Here is a 19,922-nt window from a genome sequence, read left to right on the forward strand (position 1 = left end):
ACGCACGCGTGGCGGAGCGCGATAGTGACCGAGGTGCCCCAATGTTTGGGGGTGCTGCCCGGAAGCTGGAGGATCGGTTGAAAACTGGTGCGGTCGATGTGGCTGCAAGGGGCGGCTCGGGTCCCGCGCTACTCGGCCAGTGCGCGAAGGGTGCGCAGCATCTTGCGGCTCATCACGAAGCTGATCGGTTCGAGCAGGGTCGGGCCGAACGCGAGACTGCTCGCCCGCCCACCGCTGTGGGCGTAGCGTCCCCGCTCGATCAGGCGGGTGCCCCCGTCCCCGTCGTCGAGCAGGTGGAACGCCCACAGCGACGCGTCGGCGCCGTCGGGCGACGAGCCGATCAGCACCAGATGCCGACCCGGCTCGATCGCGGCGACCGTCAGCGGTGGCGCTTTGGGGTGCAGCAGCACCGGATCACCCACCGCGAGGTGTTGGAACCGGTCGAGCACGTCGGTGGCGTTCTGGACGTGGCAGCCGACGAGGTTCTCGAGACCGGGGTAGCTGTAGAACCCGCCGCGGCCCTGGCCGAGCTGAACGATCCACGGCCACAACCGCTCCGGTGGTGCCGCGACGGTGATCGCATGGGTGTAGCTCCAGGTCGCGTCGGGGACCAGGTCGTCGCCCGGGAAGGTGGCCGCGGCTTCTTCGTCCGTGGCACCCCAGGTGGCGCGCCAGTGGCGCAGAGGTCGCGCGAGCAGGTGCGCCGCAATCAGGACTGCGCCGCCGACCGACTCCACCACGGTGTGGGCGCGGTCGGTGGCGACCGCCCCGGCGCGGACCGCTACGTCCGTCTCCGCGGGCGGGCGGTGTCCGCGCTGGGCGAGCCACTGGTCGCGGCGCAGGCCCGGGACCACGTGATGCCGGATCGAGCCGCGGATGCTGACCGGCGCGAGCAGCCACCACAGTGCGTGCACGTACGCCTCCGCCCGCTCGGGGCCGTCCCATTCGTACACGCCCCGATAGACCTCGCGCTCGTCGTGGGAGACCCACAGTTTCGAGACGAATCCGGGAAACCCCACGAACAGAGGGGTGTTGAGCAGGCTCTCCCACCGGAACAGCGTGTGTGCCCGTCCGTGGATCCCACGGAGACGGAATTCGACCACCAGCACGCACGGGTCGGCTGTCGGAGGTTGCACCACCACGGTCTCCCGGTAGACCCGGCCGCGCGCGTCGTCGAAGCTGAGTTGCTCGCCGACCCACGAGGTACGACGGCGGACGCGTCGCCGCGACGCCAGCACGGCGGTCATCGCGACGGAACGGACGATCCTTTTCGCGGCCACGCCGAAGGCCAGATGCTCGGAAGTCGAACCGGACATGGTCACCTCTCCGGCGGCGACGGCGGACTCGTCCGCATGGCCACCTGCTCAAGACCCGTCAGTCGGACTCTAACTGAGCGGCCCTCCCGGCAGCACCGCGTCAGACATGTCGATCTGATCCAGGGACCGCCGTGCCCGTGTACCTGGGGTTCTCCACTCGTGATGGCGATCGCCGGCGGCTCGTGACTGTTTCGGCCGAAACGTTGGAAATCCTCGGCTCGACGCGGCGGCAGGCGCACGCGTCGAGCCGAGGACGTTTGGGGGTCGGGCTCAGTGGGTCCGGGGGCCGAGCGCCGTCGTGACGATCCGGTGGATCAGTCGCGCCGCGGTCCGCGCCGTGCGGTTGTCCACGTCGAGAGCGGGGTTCAGCTCGGCGACGTCGACCAGCCGTAGCTTGCCGCTGCGCGCCACCAGGTCGCACACCCGCTGGATCACCTCGAGCGGTACACCGAACGCGGCCGGGGCGCTGACCCCGGGGGCGACCGCGGCGGGCAGCACGTCGAGGTCGATCGTCAGGTAGACCACGTCGACGTCGTCGAGGAACTCCTCGACGAACATCTGTACCGCAGGCAGATTCGTCGCCGTGCAGTCGTCGTCGAGGAGATGGCGCACGCCGAGTTCGGCCGCGGTGGCGAACAGCGCCGCGGTGTTGCTGGGTTGCGAGATGCCGAGCACCGCGTAGTCGAGGGCCCGGCCCAGCACGGTTTCGCGGTCGGCCATCTGCCGGAAGGGAGTCCCGGAGCTCGGCCGCGCGTCGCTGCGCAGGTCGAAGTGTGCGTCGAGGTTGAGCACGCCGAGGCGGGCACCCGATGCGACGGCAGCCGAGTTCGCGATGCCGAGGTAGCTGCCGTAGGCCACCTCGTGTCCGCCGCCGAGGACGGTGACGAGGCTCCCGGCGTCGAGCAGGCCGGTGACGGCCGAACCGAGCCGGTCCTGGCCGTCCTCGAGATCCTCGCCGACGACCTGGACGTCACCGGCGTCGAACACCCGCACCGGGGTGGCGAGCGACATCGACGCGAGCGCCCGGCGCAGCGCGGCCGGGCCGTCGGCGGCGCCGGGACGACCCTTGTTTCGGCGCACCCCTTCGTCGCTGCGGAACCCGATGAGAACGCCTGCGCCGGAGCCGGTTCGGCCCGCGAGCGGTGCGACGGCTCCGTGCCAGCGCAGGTGTTCGTTGCCGGGGCCGTCGTCTCGTCCGGACCAGGCCGTCGGGGCGAGGTCCACCACTGTGGTCATCGTCGGTACCCGTCCTTCCATACCTCGCGCACCAGCGCCACCCCGGGCCGATAGGCCAGGTGCAGGTGGGACGGTGCGTCGAGTGCGATCAGATCGGCTCGCGCGCCGACCCGGATGTGCCCGATGTCGGTGCGCTGCAACGCCGCGGCACCGCCGGCCGTCGCCGCCCACACGGCCTCGTCGGGGCTCATGTGCATCTCGCGGACCGCCAGCGCGATGCAGAACGGGATGCTGGTGGTGTAGCAGGTGCCGGGATTGCAGTCCGCCGCCAGCGCGACGGTGGCGCCGGCATCGAGCAGGGCCCGCGCGTCGGGATACTTGTTGCGCGTGGAGAAGTCGGCGCCGGGCAGCAGGGTGGCGACGGTGTCGCTCGCCGCCAGCGCCTCGACGTCGGCGTCGGTCGTGTAGGTGACGTGGTCGACGGACGCGGCGTTCAGCTCGACCGCCAACCGGACGCCGGCGCCGTAGCTGAGCTGGTTGCCGTGCACCCGCGGGGTGAGCCCGGCGGCGATGCCGGCCTCGAGGACGGCCCGCGACTGGTCGGCGTCGAACGCGCCCTCCTCGCAGAACACGTCGATCCACTTCGCGTGCGGCGCACACTTGGGGACCATCTCCTCGACCACCATCCGCACGTAGTCGTCGCTGCGACCCGCGAACTCCGGCGGCGTGACGTGCGCGGCGAGCAGGGTCCTCTCCGCGGTGTGTGCGGAGGCGACCTCGAGGCTGCGCAACTCGTCGGGGACCGACTGCCCGTAACCGGATTTCGTCTCGATCGTGGTGGTGCCCGAGTGCAGTGACTCGGCGACGAGCCGGGCCACGTTCGCGCCGAGTTCGGCGTCCGAGGCGGCCCTCGTGGCGGCGATGGTGGTGCGGATGCCGCCGGCCCCGTACGGGGCGCCGGTCATCCGTGCCGCGAACTCCTCGGCCCGTTCGCCGCCGAAGACGAGGTGGGCATGGCTGTCGACGAACCCGGGCAGGGCGGCCCGGCCACGCAGGTCGTACCGCGATCCGGCACTGCCCTCCGGGATCCGGGAACGGGGGCCCACCCACTGGACGAGCCCGTCTCCCATGACCACCGCGGCGTCGTGGATCAGGCCGAGCGGGCCGTCACCGGCCTCGGGATCATTGGTGACCAGGGTGCCGATGTTGTCGATGACCGTCCACCGGCCGTCCTGCCCGGGTGCGTCGTACACGGTTACGCCTCCTGCATCGGGATGCGAACGCCGCGCTCGGCCGCGACCTGTGACGCGTGCTCGTACCCGGCGTCGGCGTGCCGGATGACGCCCATGCCCGGGTCGTTGGTGAGCACCCGCTCCAGCTTCTGCGCGGCCATCTCGCTGCCGTCCGCGATGCACACCTGACCGGCGTGGATGGAGCGGCCCATCCCGACGCCGCCGCCGTGGTGGATGGACACCCAGGACGCGCCCGAGGCGGTGTTGACGAGGGCGTTCAGCAGCGGCCAGTCGGCGACGGCGTCGGAACCGTCTGCCATGGCCTCGGTCTCCCGGTACGGCGAGGCGACCGATCCGGAGTCGAGGTGGTCGCGGCCGATGGCGAGCGGCGCGGACAGTTCCCCGGAGGCGACCATCTCGTTGAACTTCAGTCCGGCCTTGTGGCGGTCGCCGTACCCGAGCCAGCAGATGCGGGCGGGCAGGCCCTCGAAGTGAACCTTCTCGCCCGCCATGGTGATCCAGCGCTTGAGGTGTTCGTTCTCGGGGAAGAGCTCGAGGATCGCCTTGTCGGTGGCCTCGATGTCCTTGGGGTCGCCGGAGAGGGCGGCCCAGCGGAACGGGCCGAGGCCCTCCTCGAAGAGCGGGCGGATGTAGGCGGGAACGAACCCGGGGAACTCGAATGCCCGGTCGTAGCCGCCCTTTCGGGCCTCGTCGCGGATCGAGTTGCCGTAGTCGAAGACCTCGGCGCCCGCGTCCATGAACCCGACCATCGCCTCGACGTGCGCGGCCATCGACTTCTGGGCCTCGAGGGTGAAGTGCTCGGGGTCCTTCTCGGCCATCGCGTGCCAGTCCTCGAGCGCGATCCCGACCGGCAGGTAGGACAGCGGATCGTGGGCGGACGTCTGGTCGGTGACGATGTCGATCGGGGCGCCCATCGCGAGCAGGGCCGGGAAGACCTCGGCGGCGTTGCCGACCAGGCCGATGGACAGCGGCTTGCGGGCGTCGCGCATCTCGATTGCCAGCGCGAGGGCGGCGTCGATGCTCTCGGCCTTGGTGTCGAGGTAGCCGTGCGCGATCCGGCGATCGATGCGGGACGGGTCGACGTCGACGCAGATGGCCACGCCGTCGTTCATGGTGACCGCCAGCGGCTGGGCCCCGCCCATGCCGCCAACACCCCCGGTCAGGGTGATGGTCCCGGCGAGGGTCCCGCCGAACCTCTTGCGTGCCACCGCGCCGAAGGTCTCGTAGGTGCCCTGCAGGATGCCCTGGCTGCCGATGTAGATCCAGGAGCCGGCCGTCATCTGGCCGTACATCATCAGGCCCTCGGCCTCGAGCTTGCGGAAGTGCTCCCAGTTGGCCCAGTCGCCGACCAGGTTGGAGTTGGCGAGCAGGACCCGCGGCGCCCATTCGTTGGTGCGGAAGACCCCGACGGGCTTGCCGGACTGCACGAGCATCGTCTCGTCGGACTTCAGCGTCTGCAGCGTGCGGACGATGGCGTCGTAGGCCTCCCAGCTGCGCGTGGCCCGTCCGGTTCCGCCGTAGACGACCAGATCGTCGGGGCGTTCGGCAACCTCGGGGTCGAGGTTGTTCATCAGCATGCGCAGGGCGCCCTCCTGCTGCCAGCCGAGGCAGCTCAGCTCGGGGCCGCGGGGTGCCCGGACGGGCCGGGGTCCAGTGGGGGAGTGGTTGGTCATCTCGGGTCTCCTGACGATGTTGTGTGACCCCCATGACACCTGTTCGATGCGACGCGGAACAGTGCCTCCGCCGAGAATTCTCGGATACGAGACAGGTTGAGTTGAGCGCCTCCGGTCGGGTGCCGATCAGTCGGCCGATAGACTGGAGTGAAACGAGAGTGCCCACCAACGGGCGGATGTGGACGGGGATCAGGGTGGCGATTGACGAGTCCGATGTGGCGTCGCTCTATCGGGCCCGCGGGCACGAATCCGCGCCCGCATATCAGCGGGTCAAGAACCTCATTGCTGAGCAGATCGTTTCGGGCCGTTGGCCGGAGGGAGACCAGCTGCCATCGGAGAATCAACTCGTCAACAGCCTGGGGTTGTCTCGAATGACCGTCAACCGGGCGTTGCGCGAACTGAGCGCGGACGGGCTGGTCGTGCGGCTCATGGGTGTCGGCACGTTTGTCGCCGAAAAGAAGGTCAGCTCAGCACTTTTCGAGGTACGCAACATCGCCGACGAGGTGACGCACAGGGGACACCGGCATCGCAGCGAGGTGGACTTCCTTCGCGCCGAGCCCGCCGAGGCGATCATCGCGCACCAGTTGGGAGTGCCCGACGGGAGTCCGGTGTTTCATTCCCGGGTGGTGCATTTCGAGGACGATCTGGCCATCCAGGTCGAAGATCGGCACGTCAATCCGGAGATCGCGCCCGAGTATCTCGACCAGGACTTCGCCGCGCAGACGCCCAACAACTACCTGATGTCGGTCGCACCGCTCGGCCGGGGCGAGCACGTGGTCGAGTCGGTGCTCGCGACCCCGGACGAGTGCCGGCTCCTGGGGATCGGCGAGGCCGAGCCGTGCCTGCTGATCCACCGACGCACCTGGTCCGAGGGCAGGCTGGTGAGCACCGCACGACTGGTACACCCGGGCTCGCGTTACCGGCTCGAGGGCACCTTCGAGACGCAGTGAACCCGGAGCGGCCGCGGTGAGCCGCGGCCGCTCGCCCCGGCGGCGATCGGCTCAGACGCTACCGACCAGGCTCCGGATCTGGCGCACCGCAACGGACATGGCCGCGACATCGACGGACGAGTTCTCGAAGATCGCGTCGAGAGTCGAGCGTGCCCGCAGGAGGCGGGTGGAGTTCCGCTCCTCCCACCGCGCGATCATCTCGGCGGCGGATTCCCCGGCGCCCGCCGGGTTGCCGAGCAGGTCCAGGCACAGTGCGCGCAGGGAGCCGTAGAGCTCGTCCCGCATCGCAAGGCGGGCAAGTGAGTTCCATCGGTCGTCGTAGGCCAGTCTCGACACCGACTGCAACAGGTGCACCGCGCCGAGATGTTGGCTCAGTGCGTAGTACAGCTCCGCGACCTCGGGCACCTCTCGGCCGCTGACGTCGGCGACCTCGATGATGTCGAGCAGGCCGAACTGGTCGAGCAGCAGGTGAACCCGGGCAGCGAGATGGTGCGGGACACCGGCGTCGACCGACGTGGCGACCCGTGCGTGCAGATCGGCAAGCTCTTGTCCGCGAAGCCAGTCCGGGACCACGTGTGCGTGGCGGGCGAGTCGGGGCGCGAACCTGGCGACTTCGGCGCCGATGTCGAGGGGCTGCGGCCGGTTGGCCAGCAGCCAGCGCGAGGCACGGTCGAGCACCCGCTGGGTGTCGACCACCAGGGCATCGGTGACGGCCGTCGAAAGTCCACTCTCGTCGATGTCGGCCCACAGCCGGTTCAGGTCGAAGATCCGGGCCGCGACGACGTGGGCGCGCACGGCGTCGGACCCGATCGCCGCCGAGTCCTCCGCGAGGCGGAACGCGAAAGTGATTCCGCCGTGGTCGATCACGTCGTTCGTCAGCATTGTCGCGGTGATCTCGCGACGTAGCCGGTGTGAGTCCAGGTGGTCGCCGAAGCGTTCCCACAGGGCGTCCGGGAAGTACGCACGCAGCCGGTCGCGCAGCGCCGGATCGTCCGGCAGGTCACCGGCCAGCAGTTCGTCCTTGACTGCGAGTTTGACGTGCGCCATGAGGGTGGCCAGTTCCGGAGAGGTCAGCCCCTGGCAGTCCTGCGCACGCCGAGACAGCTCGCGCTTGTCCGGTAGCGCCTCGAGCGCGCGGACCAGTCCGCGGTCGTTCTCCAGCCTGGCGATCATCCGGGCGTGTACGCCGATCGTGGCGGCGGCAGTGGATCGGCTCACGCCGAGGATCCGGTTCTGGGAGCGGTTGTCCGCCAGGACGATTCGGCTCACCTCGTCGGTCATGGAGCGCATCAGTGCGTCCCGCTCACCCGCGGCGAGGTTTCCGGACGCCACCATACCCGCGAGCAGGATCTTGATGTTGACCTCGCGGTCGGAGCAGTCGACGCCGGCCGAGTTGTCCAACGCGTCGGTGTTGACGCGGCCCCCGGCGCGGGCGAACTCGATGCGTCCGAGCGGTGTCAGCCCCAGGTTTCCGCCCTCCGCCACGACGCGGGCTCGCAGGTCGCATGCGTCGACCCGGACCCCGTCGTTGGCCTTGTCTCCCACCTCGGCGTGGGACTCGCTCGAGGCCTTGACGTACGTGCCGACGCCGCCGTTCCACGCCAGATCCACCGGGGCGCGCAGGATCGCACCGATCAGCGCGGCGGGCGCGAGCGCGGTGACGCCGTCGGCGAGACCCAGTGCGCCTCGCGCCTCGGGGCTGATCGGGACCGATTTCGCCGAGCGCGCCCACACCCCGCCGCCCGCGCTGATCAGCGCGGGGGCGTAATCGGCCCAGGAGGAACGGGGCAGGCCGAACAGTCGGTTGCGTTCCGCAAACGACGTCGCGGCATCCGGGGTGGGATCGAGGAAGATGTGACGGTGGTCGAAGGCCGCGACCAGTCTGATGTGCGTGCTGAGCAGCATGCCGTTGCCGAACACGTCGCCGCTCATGTCGCCGATGCCGACGACCGTGAAGTCCTCGCTCTGGGTGTCGCGGCCCATCTCGCGGAAGTGCCGCTGGACGCTCTCCCAGGCGCCGCGCGCGGTGATGCCCATCGCCTTGTGGTCGTACCCGACCGAACCCCCGGAGGCGAACGCGTCGCCGAGCCAGAAGGCGTACTCGGCGGCGACCTCGTTGGCGATGTCGGAGAAGGTGGCGGTGCCCTTGTCCGCGGCGACGACGAGGTAGGTGTCGTCGGTGTCGTGGCGGACCACGTCGCGGGCGGGAACGACGGCGCCGGTGGCCGAGTCGATGTTGTCGGTGACGTCGAGCAGGCCGGCGATGAACTGCCGGTAGCACGCGACGCCCTCGGCGAGGTGCGCCTCGCGATCGGTGGCGTCGACGCCCGTCGGCGCGGGCGGTTGTTTCACGACGAACCCGCCCTTGGCGCCCACCGGCACGATGACCGCGTTCTTCACCGCCTGCGCCTTCACCAGTCCGAGCACCTCGGTGCGGAAGTCCTCCTTGCGGTCCGACCACCGCAGGCCGCCGCGGGCCACGCTGCCGAAGCGCAGGTGCACGCCTTCGACGCGCGGCGAGCAGACGTAGATCTCGAATCGTGGCCGGGGGTGGGGTAGTTCGTCGATCCCCTGCGGATCGAACTTGAAGGAGAGCAACGGCGAGCTGCCCCCGCGGGTGAAATAGTTGGTGCGCAGGGTGTTTCGGATGAGTGTCGTGAAGGCGCGCAGGATTCGGTCCTCGTCGAGGCTGACCACGCTGCCGAGTGCGTCGTCGAGCCGGCCGGTCAGCGCGTCCTGCCGGTCCTCGTCGTTCGCCGCCGGGTCGAAGCGGGCCCCGAACAGCTCGACCAGCAACCGGGCGGACTCGGGGTGTGCGGAGAGGACCTCCGCGATCCGCACCTGGCTGTACGGAAACCCGGCCTGGCGCAGGTATTTTGCGTATGCCCGTAGCATCGACGCCTGCCGCCAGGTCAGCCCCGCGCGCAGGACCAGGTGGTTGAACGTGTCGACCTCGGCGTCGCCGCGCCACGCGGCGGCGAAGGCCTCGGTGAAACGGGCTGCCATGCCGGTGTCGGACGGAGCGGGGGCGACGTCGAGGGCGAGGCCGAAGTCGTAGATCCAGCATTCACTGCCGGCCGAGTCGGCCAGCGGGTAGGGGCGCTCGTCGAGCACCTCGACGCCGAGGGATTGGATCACGGGCAGGATGCGGCTGAGCGAGACTGCTGCTCCGTCGATGTAGAGCGTCAGGCGCAGGTGGCCCCGTGCGGCGCCCGTCGGCGGGTGCAGGGCCACCTCGAACGAGTCGGAGCGCAACCCCTCGATTCGGGTGACGTCCGCGACGGCGCGTTCGGGGTCGAAGTCGTGTTTGTATGCCTCCGGTAGGGAGTCGGTGTAGGACTTCGCCAGCACCGGATCTGCCATCCGGTCGCGGAAGTCGTCGTCCCAGGCCTGCGTCATCGTCGGCTTCTCCTCGTGCGGCGGCAGTTGTATATACAGGACCATACAACCATGTGAACTGCCTCACAAGGGGTCGAATCGTGGTGCCCTGCTCGCTCAGCGTGGAGCGGGGACGTGGCCCGAGATGTGGGAGGTCAGGCGCTCGGCGCCGCCCAGCAGGGTCTGACCCACGGCGTCCGGCTCGGGATAGGCCAACTGTTTGCGCCAGGTGGTGCTCAGCGCCGCCACCGCACGGCCGTTGTGGTCGAACACCGCGGCGCCAACGGACCGCAGGCCCGTCGTCACCAGGTCCACCTCCTCTGCCCACCCGCGTGAGCGGGCCTCCGCGAGGATGCGGCGCAGTTCGGTCAGCGTCCGCGGGCCGAGCCCGGTCCGAGTGATGAAGTCGCCGCGTCGGGAGTACAGCGCCTTGACCTGAGCATCGGGCAGGGCGGCGAGGATGGCGCGCCCGTTGGCGGTCAGGTGCGCGGGCAGCCGCACCCCGATATCGGTGATCAGTGAGACCTCGGCCGCGGGGCCGGACGTGGGGCGTTCCTTGAGGAGGTAGACGGTCTCGTTGCCGTGCAGGATCCCCAGGTGCACGGCCTGTCCGAGTTGCATGGCCAGTCGGTGCAGGATCGGCTGCGCGAGCCGCTCGAGCGGCTCGTGGCGCAGGTAGGCAGAGCCGATCTCGAAGGACGTCACCCCGAGCCCGTACGCCTGCTCGCCCGGCACGTACACCACGAAGCCGCGCTCCACCAGCACGGACAGAATGTGGTACACCGACGAACGCGGCAGATCCAGGTCGCGGGCGAGCGCAGCCGCCTGCACCGGACCCGGGCGCTGCGCGAGTCTCACCAGGATGTCGAGGGCGCGACCGACCGCCGGCGATGCGCTGGAACTCGCTGGCCTGACCACGCTGCCGATTCTGCCAGCCTGGGCGCGAGCGTCATCGAGCTCGGCCCGAGCCAGGCCCGCGCGGTCGTGTCATGCGGATTTGGATTGGTTCAGCGGCGTGTCCTGCATGCTGACCATTGCGCCCCTGACGTCGGGACTTGACCCTGACACAGTGACAAGGACTCGAATGGTCGACGAAGGAGGTGGTTGTCGTGAACACAACCAACCACGGTGGGCCGAATGCCTACCTCGTCGACGCCCTGGCCGCAGCCGACCCGTCGGCCCGGCTGCGGGCGGCACTCGCTGCAGGCACGGGTCGCGATCCCGGTCTCACGGAAATTCTCGTCGCTCGGTGTGCCGTCGAACCGGACTTCTTCGTCCGCGACATGCTGACCTGGTCGTTGTGCCGCCTGCCGGCCGAGATCACGGTGCCGAGACTGGTCCAAGAGCTCGGGTCTGGCACCGCGCAGGCCCGCAGTCAGGCGCTGCACACCCTGTCCAAGATCGGCGATCGGCTCGCCTGGCCCGCGGTGTCGGCGCTGCTGCACGACGAGCACGACGAGGTCGCGCGCAGCGCGTGGCGGGCGGCCGTGGCGCTCGTGCCGCCCGACGACGAGGTCGCGCTCGCGGCCGATCTGGCGACCGAGCTCGGACGGGGCGACCGGGACATGCAGCTCAGTCTGAGCCGCGCGCTGGTGGCGCTCGGGGACGCCGTCCTGCCGGTCCTCGACGCGGCCGGGGCGAGTCCCGATCCGCGTATGCGTGCGCATGCGGATGCCACGAAGCAGCTCTGCCACGACCCCGACAGCGCGTTCACCCTGTCTCTCGAGATGGCGAAGCGCGTCGCGGTCACCGGCCCGGACACGTAGCGGGAGGAGACGGGATGTTGATCGGTGAGGTCTCGCGGAGGTCCGGCGTCAGCACGCGGATGTTGCGGCACTACGACACGCTGGGGCTGGTGAAGCCCACCGGCCGCACGTCCGGCGGCTACCGCGAGTACTCCGCCGACGACATCCGCCGCCTCTTCCACGTCGAGAGCCTGCGGACCCTCGGGCTGTCGTTGAACGAGGCGAGGCGCGCACTGGACGAGCCCGATTTCGCGCCGGGCGATCTGGTGGGAGACCTCATCTTTCACACGCGGGAGCGGATCGCCGCCGAGGAGGAACTGCTCGCCAAGCTCGAACGCGTCGACGCCGCCTCGCCGGCGGAGTGGGACGATGTCCTGCGCCTCATCTCCCTGTTGCGCGCGCTGGAATCGGAGTCCGGGGCCCGGCGGCAGCAGGCGATCCTGTCTCAGGACGGGAACGCGGCGCTGCCTGTCGCGGCGCTGGTCGAGGCGGCCTTGTCGGAGGACGACCCCAATGTGGCCGGAGCGCTGCGGTGGTCGTTGGCGAGGGCCGGTGGTCGGGGACTCGCGGGCCTGGCCACCGGTCTCGACTCGGAGAACGTCGACGTCCGGCGTCGGGCGACTGTCGCGATAACGGCGGTGCAGACTGCGGAGGCAACGGTGCTGCTGAGACGTGCGCTCGATGATTCCGACGCCACGGTCCGCGGGCGTGCGGCCCTCGCGCTGGGGTCTCGGGGGTGCGTCGACTCGACGCCTGTCCTCCTCGAGATGGTCGTCGAGGGGCGGCGTGATGTCGAGGCCGCCGAGGTGTTGGGCCTGCTGACGGAGGTCTCGCCGGGGGACGATGACGTCGTCGGGGTCCTGCAGGACAAGCTCGACAGTGTGGATGACGCGGGCACGCGGCTGCGAATCACGCAGGCGCTGGCGGAGATTCCCGGGCCGGCGGCACGGGAGGCGCTGGCACGGCTGGCCGACGACGGTGATCCGACGGTCGCGGGCACTGCAGCGGCGATCGTGAACACGCAGGACCGCGGACGGCGGCTGCGCCGACGATCCTGACTGTCGAACCGGTCCGGCGCTGAGCGAACCACCTGAATTGACGAGTACGGCCGACAGTCGTGCAGAGGAGGCGGAGAAATGGCGGGCGGTTTCGCCGGACGGCATGCCTTCCGAGTGCGGACCGTTCACCTTCATCGGCGCGCTCGAGGGGTACCCAGTCGGAGACATACTCTTCGACGACACCGTGACAGCCGCCGAGCTCTGGTGGGCGCCAACCCGATACGGACCCAGGTGGCTTGTCCTCGGAACCGCAGCCGACGAATCGAGTTTCTGGCGACTCGTCGACGACGACGATGACCTCAACACGCTCGGAGCCCACGGGCCGGCAACACGCCGGCGCGCCACCATCATCGGAGCTCTCGCCCAGGACAACTGAGTCGCCCGGGGTCCCGGCGTGCCGATCGGCGGAACGTCGGTGCGGTCTGGTTCAATGTCGCCAGAATCGGACGCGGGAGGGTGCGGACACCATGGGGACCTGGGGCAGCGGCAACTTCGACGACGACACCGCCGCCGATCATCTCTCGGACCTGACCGGCCGCCTCGTCGACGAGGTCACCAAGGCGATGTCCGGCGACCCGGTCGAGATCGAGCCGGACGAGTACTGGGGCGTCGCGGTGCCTTGCAACCTGGAGTTGCTTCACCTGCTCGCGCAGCAGCCCTACGTCGGGGTCAGCCTGCCCGACCCGGAGACCATCGTGGGCTGGAAGGACCGGTTCCTGGCCGTCTGGGACGGGGCGATCGACGGCCTCGAGCCCAAGCCGGACTACAAGGAGCGGCGGCGCGAGGTCCTCGTGCGGACCTTTGACCAACTGGCCGAGTTGGCGAGGCGCGAGGGATGAGGAGCCCGGCCTCACCATCAGCCCACCGCCCCTGACCGTGTTCTCCCACTTCGGATTTCGGTGGCGCGATCGATCTGACGGCTGATCATGTCGGGTTGATTTGGGGCTACACGCGGATTGGCTACGTTGACCGGTCGGTATCGCACATCACGAGGGGTCCCGGACGAGCCTTCCCCCGACGCGGCGGATTCGTGCGCGGCCGATGATGAAATAGTTCGGTGCACCACAAGATGGGGGTCGCCCCCGATGGCACGGAGCGCACATTGACCAAATCCGAATCACCGTCCACTGCCGCACCCGGCGATGTCTTCGTCTTCCCCCTCGAACGGATTGGTCGCTACGGAGCCTGCCAGGTCGTCGCGGTCGACGAGTCCCGGGATCTCGCGACGGCCGCAGTCCTCGCCTGGACGGGTACCGAGGTTCCGGACGTCACCACGCTGGCCGGCGTGCCGCGGATGGTGCGGGACTACATGTTCTGGACCCCGGAGGAGATGTTGAGGAACGTCCCCCTGCGCGTTCCCGCCGCCTACCTTCGGATCGGTTCGCTCCCCGTGACCGGCGAGACCGTCTCCCGTGCCTACTTCGCGTGGGAGTTCGACCGGGACGTCGAGCGGCAGTGCCGCTGGGACTCGATTCCCAGCGAGACGAGGACCGCGTTCTCGGCCGCACTGGACGGTGGAGAAATGGCGCCGACACCGGGCCTCACGGACTCGCGCAGCGGTGAACAGTACGAGGCGCGACTGGCCCATGCCCGCCGATTCAGTGACGACGCCGGCTACCGGATCGGCGACGACTTCAGCCTGGAATCGCTGCGCGCCTGGCCCGCCCTCTACCAGGTGGAGCTCCATGCGTGGCGCGACGACCTCCTGCCGTTCCTGGAAACCTCACTGCTGGTGAAGGAACTGAGCCTCACCAGTCACGGACAACGGGAACTGGACTTCTCCCGCACGAACCTCGACCAACTCCAGATCGACATCACGGGACTACAACGACTCGTGCTCCCGCAGAGCCTCGACCACTTGACCTTGCGCGGCGAAGGCGCGGTCAACAGCTTCGACTCGCTGGACGCAATGATCGACGAGCTGAGCGCGGAGGAGCCCGCGTCGGAGCAGATGCTGCAGGTGGTCGCCGAGCGGGACGGCCGCTGGATCACAGTGAACCTCACCGGTGCCGTGCCGCCGGTGCGCGGCCTGGAACGCACGCACGGCCTGCGGATCAGCGCCATCGAGGAGCTCGCGCTCGGCGACGTCGCCGAGCATTTCCCGGAGGTCTCCTGGCTCCACTTGTTCGGAGCCCCCGGCCTGCTCGACGAACTCGAGGAACTGCAGAGGCTGCCGCGGCTGACGACCCTGTGGATCCGCGACCTGTTCGGCTACGACCCTTCCGACTTCCCGGGCCCCGACGAGCTCCCGTCCCTCACCAGCCTCGACCTCGACAGCATCCCCGCAGACGTCGCCACCGGCGTGCGCGCCCGCTACACGAAGGTGCCGCGGGTCGAACTCACCGTCCGCAAACCTCGCAAACCCGAATGGCTGGCCGAGAACCTCGAGAACCCGCTCCGCCACTGGGACGGCCGTGACGGCATCCCCGATGCGGTCTCGAAGAAGGCCCGCACAGCGTTCGTCACGGCGCTCCGTCAGGTCCGCGAGGCCGGCGGCACCGACGAGCCCGCATACACCGAATCGGTCACCACGGCGGTCACCGAGTTCCTCGACACAATCGCCACTCTCAACCGCAAGCATCAATTCCTCTACACCCTGGAACGCGATGAGGTCATCGACGCCGTCGACGCCCTGGCTGAAAGCCTTTCGCCCGAAGCCGGTCGCGCTCTCGAACCGCTCATCGAGGAAGCGCTGGACGACTGAACGTCGGCGAAGCCCTCCGGGTCGTGCCACACGAACAGCTGCTGGTCCCGCTCGAGGGTCGCCCACGCGCGGGTGGGCGTTGGGTGTGGTGACCCGCCCGCCGCTTCGCCGTTTCCGTCCCAGCGCCAGCGGTGGATCGGGCAGTCGATCGTTCCGCCCACGACGGAGCCGTTGCTCAGGTCGCCGCCCATGTGCGGGCAGCGGGCGTCGAGAATCCTGATCTCGCCCCGGCTGTCGGCGAACGCGACGAGCTTGGTGCCGAACACCGCGATGGCATGCGGCTTGCCGTCGCGGTAGTTCTCGGCCGGTCCGAGGCAGTGCCATCCCGTCTCGACAGCGGTCAACGTGCGTCCCTTCGTCCCTGCTGTAGGCGCCGCCGTCCAGGGTCCAGTCGGACGGCGCGTCGTCGATCGGACTGCGCAACTGTGTCAATCCGAAGGCGGGGCGTCAACGGTGTCGATCCGCTGGGCGGAACGCGCGCGGGCCGGGGAGGGAGCGGGTATGAATGTGGCGTCGCCCAGTCGTGCAACGCATTGCCGCACCGTGGGGTGACAACCCGCCCCTCGACAGCGCAAGGCTCCGGGTCGACGGACCGATCCGATGCCGAGGGGCAGCAAGGGAAGTGCGGTCCAACTGACGGCGAAACGACAGGAAGGTCTCCGCGTGCCCACCCCTCAGCTCCTCGAATCGCTCCCGGACCCCGAGGAGTTGCGCCGCCGCAGCATCGTGCTGGCCGCACTCGACGCGGTCATGACCACCGGTGCTTCGAAGTACATGTACCGACCCGGCTGGCGGACCGACGAGTCGCTGGCCTCGATGGACAACGGTGCCGGCGACGAGTACTCGATCGTCTTCGGTCCCAACGGAACCTACATTCGGGGATTCGACCACGAATCGGTCATGAACACCTACGACCGGGCCGAGGCCGCCCTCTGGCCGGGGCTCACCGATCACCTTCCCGCCGTGTTCCGTTCCTACACAGACGATTTCACCCTCGACGGCGTGCCGACGATGACGGTGTGCCTGTGGTGGGCGGTGGGTGACTCGTCGTGGAACTGCTCGGACTTCGCCGATCCCGATGGCGACGTCTACGCGGACGGTGCGTCGTGGATGTTCGGGGCCTTGACCGACTGGACCCTGGACGGCTTCCTCGACCACGCGGCTTACTACGGGTGCGAGATGAGTCCGGCTGTCGCGCACCACCTCATGGCGTCGCTCCCGCTCACCGACGAGCACATTGCCGTCCTGAATCCCGCGGCGGACGCGACCGGCGTCCTTGCCGACGTCGAGGCCCTCCGGTATCCCGTGCAGGCCGACTGAACGCGCAGCGACGCCCGCGCGCCGCCGTGGGCGCGTATCTTCCACCGAGTGACCACAGCCGAGTTTGCAGCACGCGTCCCGCACAGCCGACGATCCGTCCTCCGCGGGGCGGCCCTGAGCCTGGGTGCCATCGCCGCCGGGTCCGTCGTCGGACCGTTGGCCAGCGCGCAGGTCGGGGCGGGGCCGACGGCGCTGCGCGGTAAGACCGCGGTCGTCGTCGGCAGCGGGTTCGGGGGCGCGGTCGCGGCACTGCGCCTCGGCCAGGCCGGGGTGCAGACCACGGTCCTCGAGCGCGGTCGGCGGTGGCCGATCGACCCGGCCGGCAACACCTTCTGCGCCGTCAACGAACCGGACCACCGGGCCGCCTGGTTCGCCGACCAGTCCCCGATCAACCCGCTGACCAAGTTCGCGCGCATCGACCGCTACCCCGGCCTCATCGACCGGGTCAAGGGCAACGGCATCGACGCGCTGTACGGGTCGGGGGTCGGCGGCGGTTCGCTGGCGTTCGGCGCGTTCACCCCGCAGCCGCGGCGCAAGGACTTCACCCAGGTCTTTCCCGCCCAGATCGACTACGACGAACTGGATCGGACCTACTACCCGCGGGCCCGGAAGATGCTGGGCACCTCGCCGCTGCCGGCGGACCTGCTCGCGCATCCGAACTACCGGGGGGCGCGGGCCTGGCTGGACTACATCGAGGACTTCGGCGGCGAACCCGTCCTGCACGACTTCTGCGTCAACTGGGACGTCGTCCGCGACGAGCTCGCCGGGCGCAGGCCCGCGTCCTACTCGATCGGGGAGGGCCCGTACGGCACCAACTCCGGCGCCAAGAACAGCGTCGACCACAACTACCTGCCAGCCGCCGAGGCCACCGGAAACGTGTCCATCCTGCCGTTGCACGAGGTGGTCGAGATTCGCGAGGTGCCGGGGCAGGACCGCTTCGAGGTGTCGGCCAAGCGGATCGACGAGACCGGCGCGGTGCTCGAACACAAGACGATCGTCGCCGACTTCGTGTTCATGGCCGCCGGCTCGTTCTACACCAGCTCGCTGTTGGCCACCGCGAAGGCGAAGGGCACGCTGACCCGGCTGAACGACGAGGTCGGCAAGGGGTACGGCACCAACGGCGACTTCCTGATGTCGCGAGTCCTCCTGCGCCGCGACTGCGGTGCCAAGCAGGGTGGGCCCGGCGTCGCCGTCATGTACGACGACGACAATCCGGACGGGCCCATCTCCATCTCCTGGGAGGCCTCGCCGTTCCCGGACGTCGCCGGCGGCGGCATGATGGCCAACCTGATCCAGGTGATCACCGACGAACGCGGCAGCGTCGACTACAACCCGGCGACGGGTCGCGCCGAACTCAACTACCCGTTCGGCGAGGCGAACAGTGACGTCGACGCGCGTGGCAGGAACTTCGCCGGCCGCTTCCACGAGCGCACCGAGGTCCGGCAGGGTTCGCCCGCGACCGGGATCCCGGTCTACACCCGGCTGAGCGACTTCGGCTCGGGCTGCACCTGGCACGGACTCGGCGGAGCGGTGATGGGGCAGGCCTGCGACTTCGAGGGCAAGGTCGACGGGTACTCGAACCTGTTCGTCGTCGACGGTGCCCTCCTGCCCGGGTCGACGGCGCTGGTCAACCCGGCACTGACAATAACCGCGGTGGCCGAACGCTGCCTGGACCGCTTCGTGCAGTCCCGATCGTGACGCGACGCCCTCGGGCGTTGGGCGGATGCAAGCAAAGGAGTGCCAACGATGATCCTCCCGAAGGTCCGGGACCCTCGCTTCGTGACGATCCGACGCGGCGGGACCCTCACCGATTCGGATCACCGTCTCCTCGCACTCTGGGCGGCATCGTGCGCGGAGCACGTCCTGGGTCACTTCGAGTCGGCTCGGCCGCAGGACCCACGGCCGCGTCAGGCGATCGAGCACGCCCGAGCCTGGGTGCGTGGCGAGGTCAAGATGATGCAGGCCCGGGCGGCGGGCGGCCATGCAATGGGTGCGGCCAGGGACCTGCGTGGGGCGCCGCGGCACGCCGCGTACGCCGCCGGCCAGGCCGGCGCCGTCGCACACGTCGCCGCGCACGAGCTCGGCGCGGCCGCCTATGCGATCAAGGCCGCACGCGCCGCCGCGCCGGAGGGCGAGGGCGAGGCCGCGGGGCGACTCGAGTGCCAGTGGCAGCGCGACCAGCTCCCGGACGCAATTCGCGAGCTGGTCCTTGACGACCAGCGGTTGCGGAACGACATCTGCTGGTCGGTGTTCGACTGCTGAGTGCGTCGCCGGCACCGCCACACGCGGAGCAGTGCCGGTCGAGCGGGTCGTTGTCGGGACAACCGTCGAGTGAGCTCCCCGGCAACGGCCCGTTCGCGTAGCCCAACCCATGCGAGCGAAGCGTGCACACCCGGGCATCGATGGAGCTCGACACCCGGGTGTGCCCGGTCAGCGGAGCAATCGGTCAGCCAAGGTGATCCACTGGTCTGGATGGACGAAAGCCACCACTGTGTCGTGGGCGATCCCCGCCTTTGCGAAGGCGTCGTCCACTCCGGTGTATCGCGTGGACAACGATGCGTGCAACGACCCGCCGATGCCGGCGAAACCCAACTTCACCATGTCCTGGTAGGCGGGGCTCTCGGCCACCAGCGGTTCGGACCGTCGCTCGATCCGCAGTATCGCCGAGTCGACCGACGGCACCGGCCTGAAGCTCTCCCGGCCGATCCGTCCGAGCAACTCCCAGGTGAACCACGGCCAGCTCTCGACCGTGACCAGGCTCCAGCGGCCGAAGTCGCCGGACCGTTTGCGTGCGTACTCCAATTGCGTGACAAGTGTCGCCGATGTCAGCGACGGGGCCCGCAGGCACCAGTCGACGATCTTGGACGTGATGGAGAACGGGATGTTGCCGACCACCGCGAACGGCTCGCGCGGCGGCCGGGCGGCGGTGAAGTCGCCCCTGACGACCTCGAGCCCGGTCCTGGCCTTGAGCTGGCCGGCCAGTAGCGGGTCGATCTCGTAGCCGACGACATCGGCCCCGGTTCCGGCCAGGGCGACGGTGAGCGCGCCCTTGCCGGACCCGGGCTCCAGGACGAGGCCGGCTGGGTTTGCCGCCTCGACCACCTGGTCGACGGCGCGCCTGTCGGTCAGGAAGTTCTGCGAGAGCTCGCGCCTGGCTCGGTCTCTGGGCGTGTGACCGCCCTTGCTGCGAGCCTTCGTCTGCGTGTGTGAATAGTTTCCGTGTGCGAATGACTGTGATGCCACTGCTGCTGCCCTTCCGGGTCCTCGAGTGAAAGAAGGTCTCGAAGGGCCCTGGGCGCGCCGGCGCGACCGCGGGTCCGCTAGCGGGCCAGAGCCCGGCTGTGGCGGA

General features: G+C 69.5%; 16 protein-coding genes and 1 pseudogene. 9 read left to right on the forward strand and 8 right to left on the reverse strand.

Annotated features, from left to right (window positions below; translation table 11 throughout):
• Window positions 1–128: 128 nt before the first annotated feature.
• From RT2_RS26625 to hutU, 4 genes are all read right to left on the reverse strand, one after another.
• Window positions 129–1,316, reverse strand: coding sequence for a hypothetical protein (locus RT2_RS26625; RefSeq protein WP_245709219.1), 1,188 nt, complete (start codon window positions 1,314–1,316; stop codon window positions 129–131).
• Window positions 1,317–1,586: 270 nt separating this feature from the next.
• On the reverse strand, window positions 1,587–2,552 hold the full coding sequence (gene hutG, locus RT2_RS21420; RefSeq protein ID WP_072846827.1) for a formimidoylglutamase: 966 nt from the start codon (window positions 2,550–2,552) through the stop codon (window positions 1,587–1,589).
• Window positions 2,549–3,745, reverse strand: a complete 1,197-nt coding sequence (gene hutI, locus RT2_RS21425) for an imidazolonepropionase (RefSeq protein WP_072846828.1) — start codon at window positions 3,743–3,745, stop codon at window positions 2,549–2,551. Before hutI ends, hutG begins: the two co-directional genes overlap by 4 nt.
• A 2-nt stretch (window positions 3,746–3,747) precedes the next feature.
• Entirely contained in the window at window positions 3,748–5,418 is a 1,671-nt protein-coding gene (hutU, locus tag RT2_RS21430; protein ID WP_072846829.1) for a urocanate hydratase, read from the reverse strand.
• Window positions 5,419–5,594: 176 nt separating this feature from the next.
• Between hutU and hutC the strand changes: the two genes are divergently transcribed.
• Window positions 5,595–6,368, forward strand: coding sequence for a histidine utilization transcriptional repressor HutC (gene hutC, locus RT2_RS21435; protein WP_072846830.1), 774 nt, complete (start codon window positions 5,595–5,597; stop codon window positions 6,366–6,368).
• A 51-nt stretch (window positions 6,369–6,419) separates the two neighbouring features.
• Here the strand turns inward: hutC and RT2_RS21440 are convergent.
• Together RT2_RS21440 and RT2_RS21445 are read right to left on the reverse strand one after the other, a co-directional pair.
• A pseudogene (locus RT2_RS21440) lies at window positions 6,420–9,761 on the reverse strand (NAD-glutamate dehydrogenase); the annotation flags it as partial.
• Between the two features lie 102 nt (window positions 9,762–9,863).
• A complete protein-coding gene (locus RT2_RS21445; RefSeq protein ID WP_072846832.1) occupies window positions 9,864–10,664 on the reverse strand; it encodes an IclR family transcriptional regulator in 801 nt (266 codons plus the stop codon).
• A 182-nt stretch (window positions 10,665–10,846) separates the two neighbouring features.
• On the opposite strand from RT2_RS21445, the gene RT2_RS21450 reads away from it, so the two are divergent.
• The 5 genes from RT2_RS21450 to RT2_RS25620 all read left to right on the forward strand — a co-directional run bounded on the left by RT2_RS21450 (window position 10,847) and on the right by RT2_RS25620 (window position 15,253).
• On the forward strand, window positions 10,847–11,512 hold the full coding sequence (locus RT2_RS21450) for a HEAT repeat domain-containing protein (protein ID WP_174556740.1): 666 nt from the start codon (window positions 10,847–10,849) through the stop codon (window positions 11,510–11,512).
• Window positions 11,513–11,526: 14 nt separating this feature from the next.
• On the forward strand, window positions 11,527–12,549 hold the full coding sequence (locus RT2_RS21455; RefSeq protein WP_072846834.1) for a MerR family transcriptional regulator: 1,023 nt from the start codon (window positions 11,527–11,529) through the stop codon (window positions 12,547–12,549).
• A gap of 37 nt (window positions 12,550–12,586) precedes the next feature.
• On the forward strand, window positions 12,587–12,925 hold the full coding sequence (locus RT2_RS21460; protein WP_139191156.1) for a hypothetical protein: 339 nt from the start codon (window positions 12,587–12,589) through the stop codon (window positions 12,923–12,925).
• A gap of 91 nt (window positions 12,926–13,016) precedes the next feature.
• Entirely contained in the window at window positions 13,017–13,388 is a 372-nt protein-coding gene (locus RT2_RS21465; protein ID WP_072846836.1) for a DUF4259 domain-containing protein, read from the forward strand.
• Window positions 13,389–13,651: 263 nt separating this feature from the next.
• Window positions 13,652–15,253 (forward strand): hypothetical protein, encoded by a 1,602-nt coding sequence (locus RT2_RS25620; protein WP_139191157.1) that lies wholly within the window; start codon window positions 13,652–13,654, stop codon window positions 15,251–15,253.
• Here the strand turns inward: RT2_RS25620 and RT2_RS21470 are convergent.
• Window positions 15,139–15,597, reverse strand: coding sequence for a Rieske 2Fe-2S domain-containing protein (locus tag RT2_RS21470; RefSeq protein ID WP_072846837.1), 459 nt, complete (start codon window positions 15,595–15,597; stop codon window positions 15,139–15,141). The genes RT2_RS25620 and RT2_RS21470 overlap by 115 nt on opposite strands.
• 319 nt (window positions 15,598–15,916) lie before the next feature.
• Here RT2_RS21470 and RT2_RS21475 point away from each other — a divergent pair, with 319 nt between their 5' ends.
• From RT2_RS21475 to RT2_RS21485, 3 genes are read left to right on the forward strand one after another with little or no spacing between them, the layout of a single operon-like run.
• Window positions 15,917–16,573 carry a hypothetical protein gene (locus RT2_RS21475; protein WP_072846838.1) on the forward strand — a complete coding sequence of 219 codons (657 nt, stop codon included), beginning with the start codon at window positions 15,917–15,919 and terminating at the stop codon, window positions 16,571–16,573.
• A 48-nt stretch (window positions 16,574–16,621) separates the two neighbouring features.
• Entirely contained in the window at window positions 16,622–18,271 is a 1,650-nt protein-coding gene (locus RT2_RS21480; RefSeq protein ID WP_072846839.1) for a GMC oxidoreductase, read from the forward strand.
• A gap of 48 nt (window positions 18,272–18,319) precedes the next feature.
• Complete coding sequence (locus tag RT2_RS21485) at window positions 18,320–18,835, forward strand: putative immunity protein (RefSeq protein ID WP_072846840.1); 516 nt, start codon at window positions 18,320–18,322, stop codon at window positions 18,833–18,835.
• A gap of 168 nt (window positions 18,836–19,003) precedes the next feature.
• On the opposite strand, the gene erm is transcribed toward RT2_RS21485, so the two are convergent.
• Window positions 19,004–19,816, reverse strand: a complete 813-nt coding sequence (gene erm / locus RT2_RS21490; protein WP_072846841.1) for a 23S ribosomal RNA methyltransferase Erm — start codon at window positions 19,814–19,816, stop codon at window positions 19,004–19,006.
• Window positions 19,817–19,922 lie beyond the last annotated feature (106 nt).

This window comes from Rhodococcus tukisamuensis NBRC 100609 (assembly GCF_001894985.1).
GTDB classification, from domain to species: domain Bacteria; phylum Actinomycetota; class Actinomycetes; order Mycobacteriales; family Mycobacteriaceae; genus Rhodococcus_G; species Rhodococcus_G tukisamuensis.

Bases quoted from the DNA above. Each gene is read 5' to 3' on its own strand.
- RT2_RS21485 (WP_072846840.1), top strand. From the start codon at position 18,320: ATGATCCTCCCGAAGGTCCGGGACCCTCGCTTCGTGACGATCCGACGC.
- RT2_RS21455 (WP_072846834.1), top strand. From the start codon at position 11,527: ATGTTGATCGGTGAGGTCTCGCGGAGGTCCGGCGTCAGCACGCGGATG.
- hutU (WP_072846829.1), bottom strand. From the start codon at position 5,418: ATGACCAACCACTCCCCCACTGGACCCCGGCCCGTCCGGGCACCCCGC.
- hutG (WP_072846827.1), bottom strand. From the start codon at position 2,552: ATGACCACAGTGGTGGACCTCGCCCCGACGGCCTGGTCCGGACGAGAC.
- RT2_RS21465 (WP_072846836.1), top strand. From the start codon at position 13,017: ATGGGGACCTGGGGCAGCGGCAACTTCGACGACGACACCGCCGCCGAT.
- RT2_RS26625 (WP_245709219.1), bottom strand. From the start codon at position 1,316: ATGTCCGGTTCGACTTCCGAGCATCTGGCCTTCGGCGTGGCCGCGAAA.
- hutC (WP_072846830.1), top strand. From the start codon at position 5,595: ATGTGGACGGGGATCAGGGTGGCGATTGACGAGTCCGATGTGGCGTCG.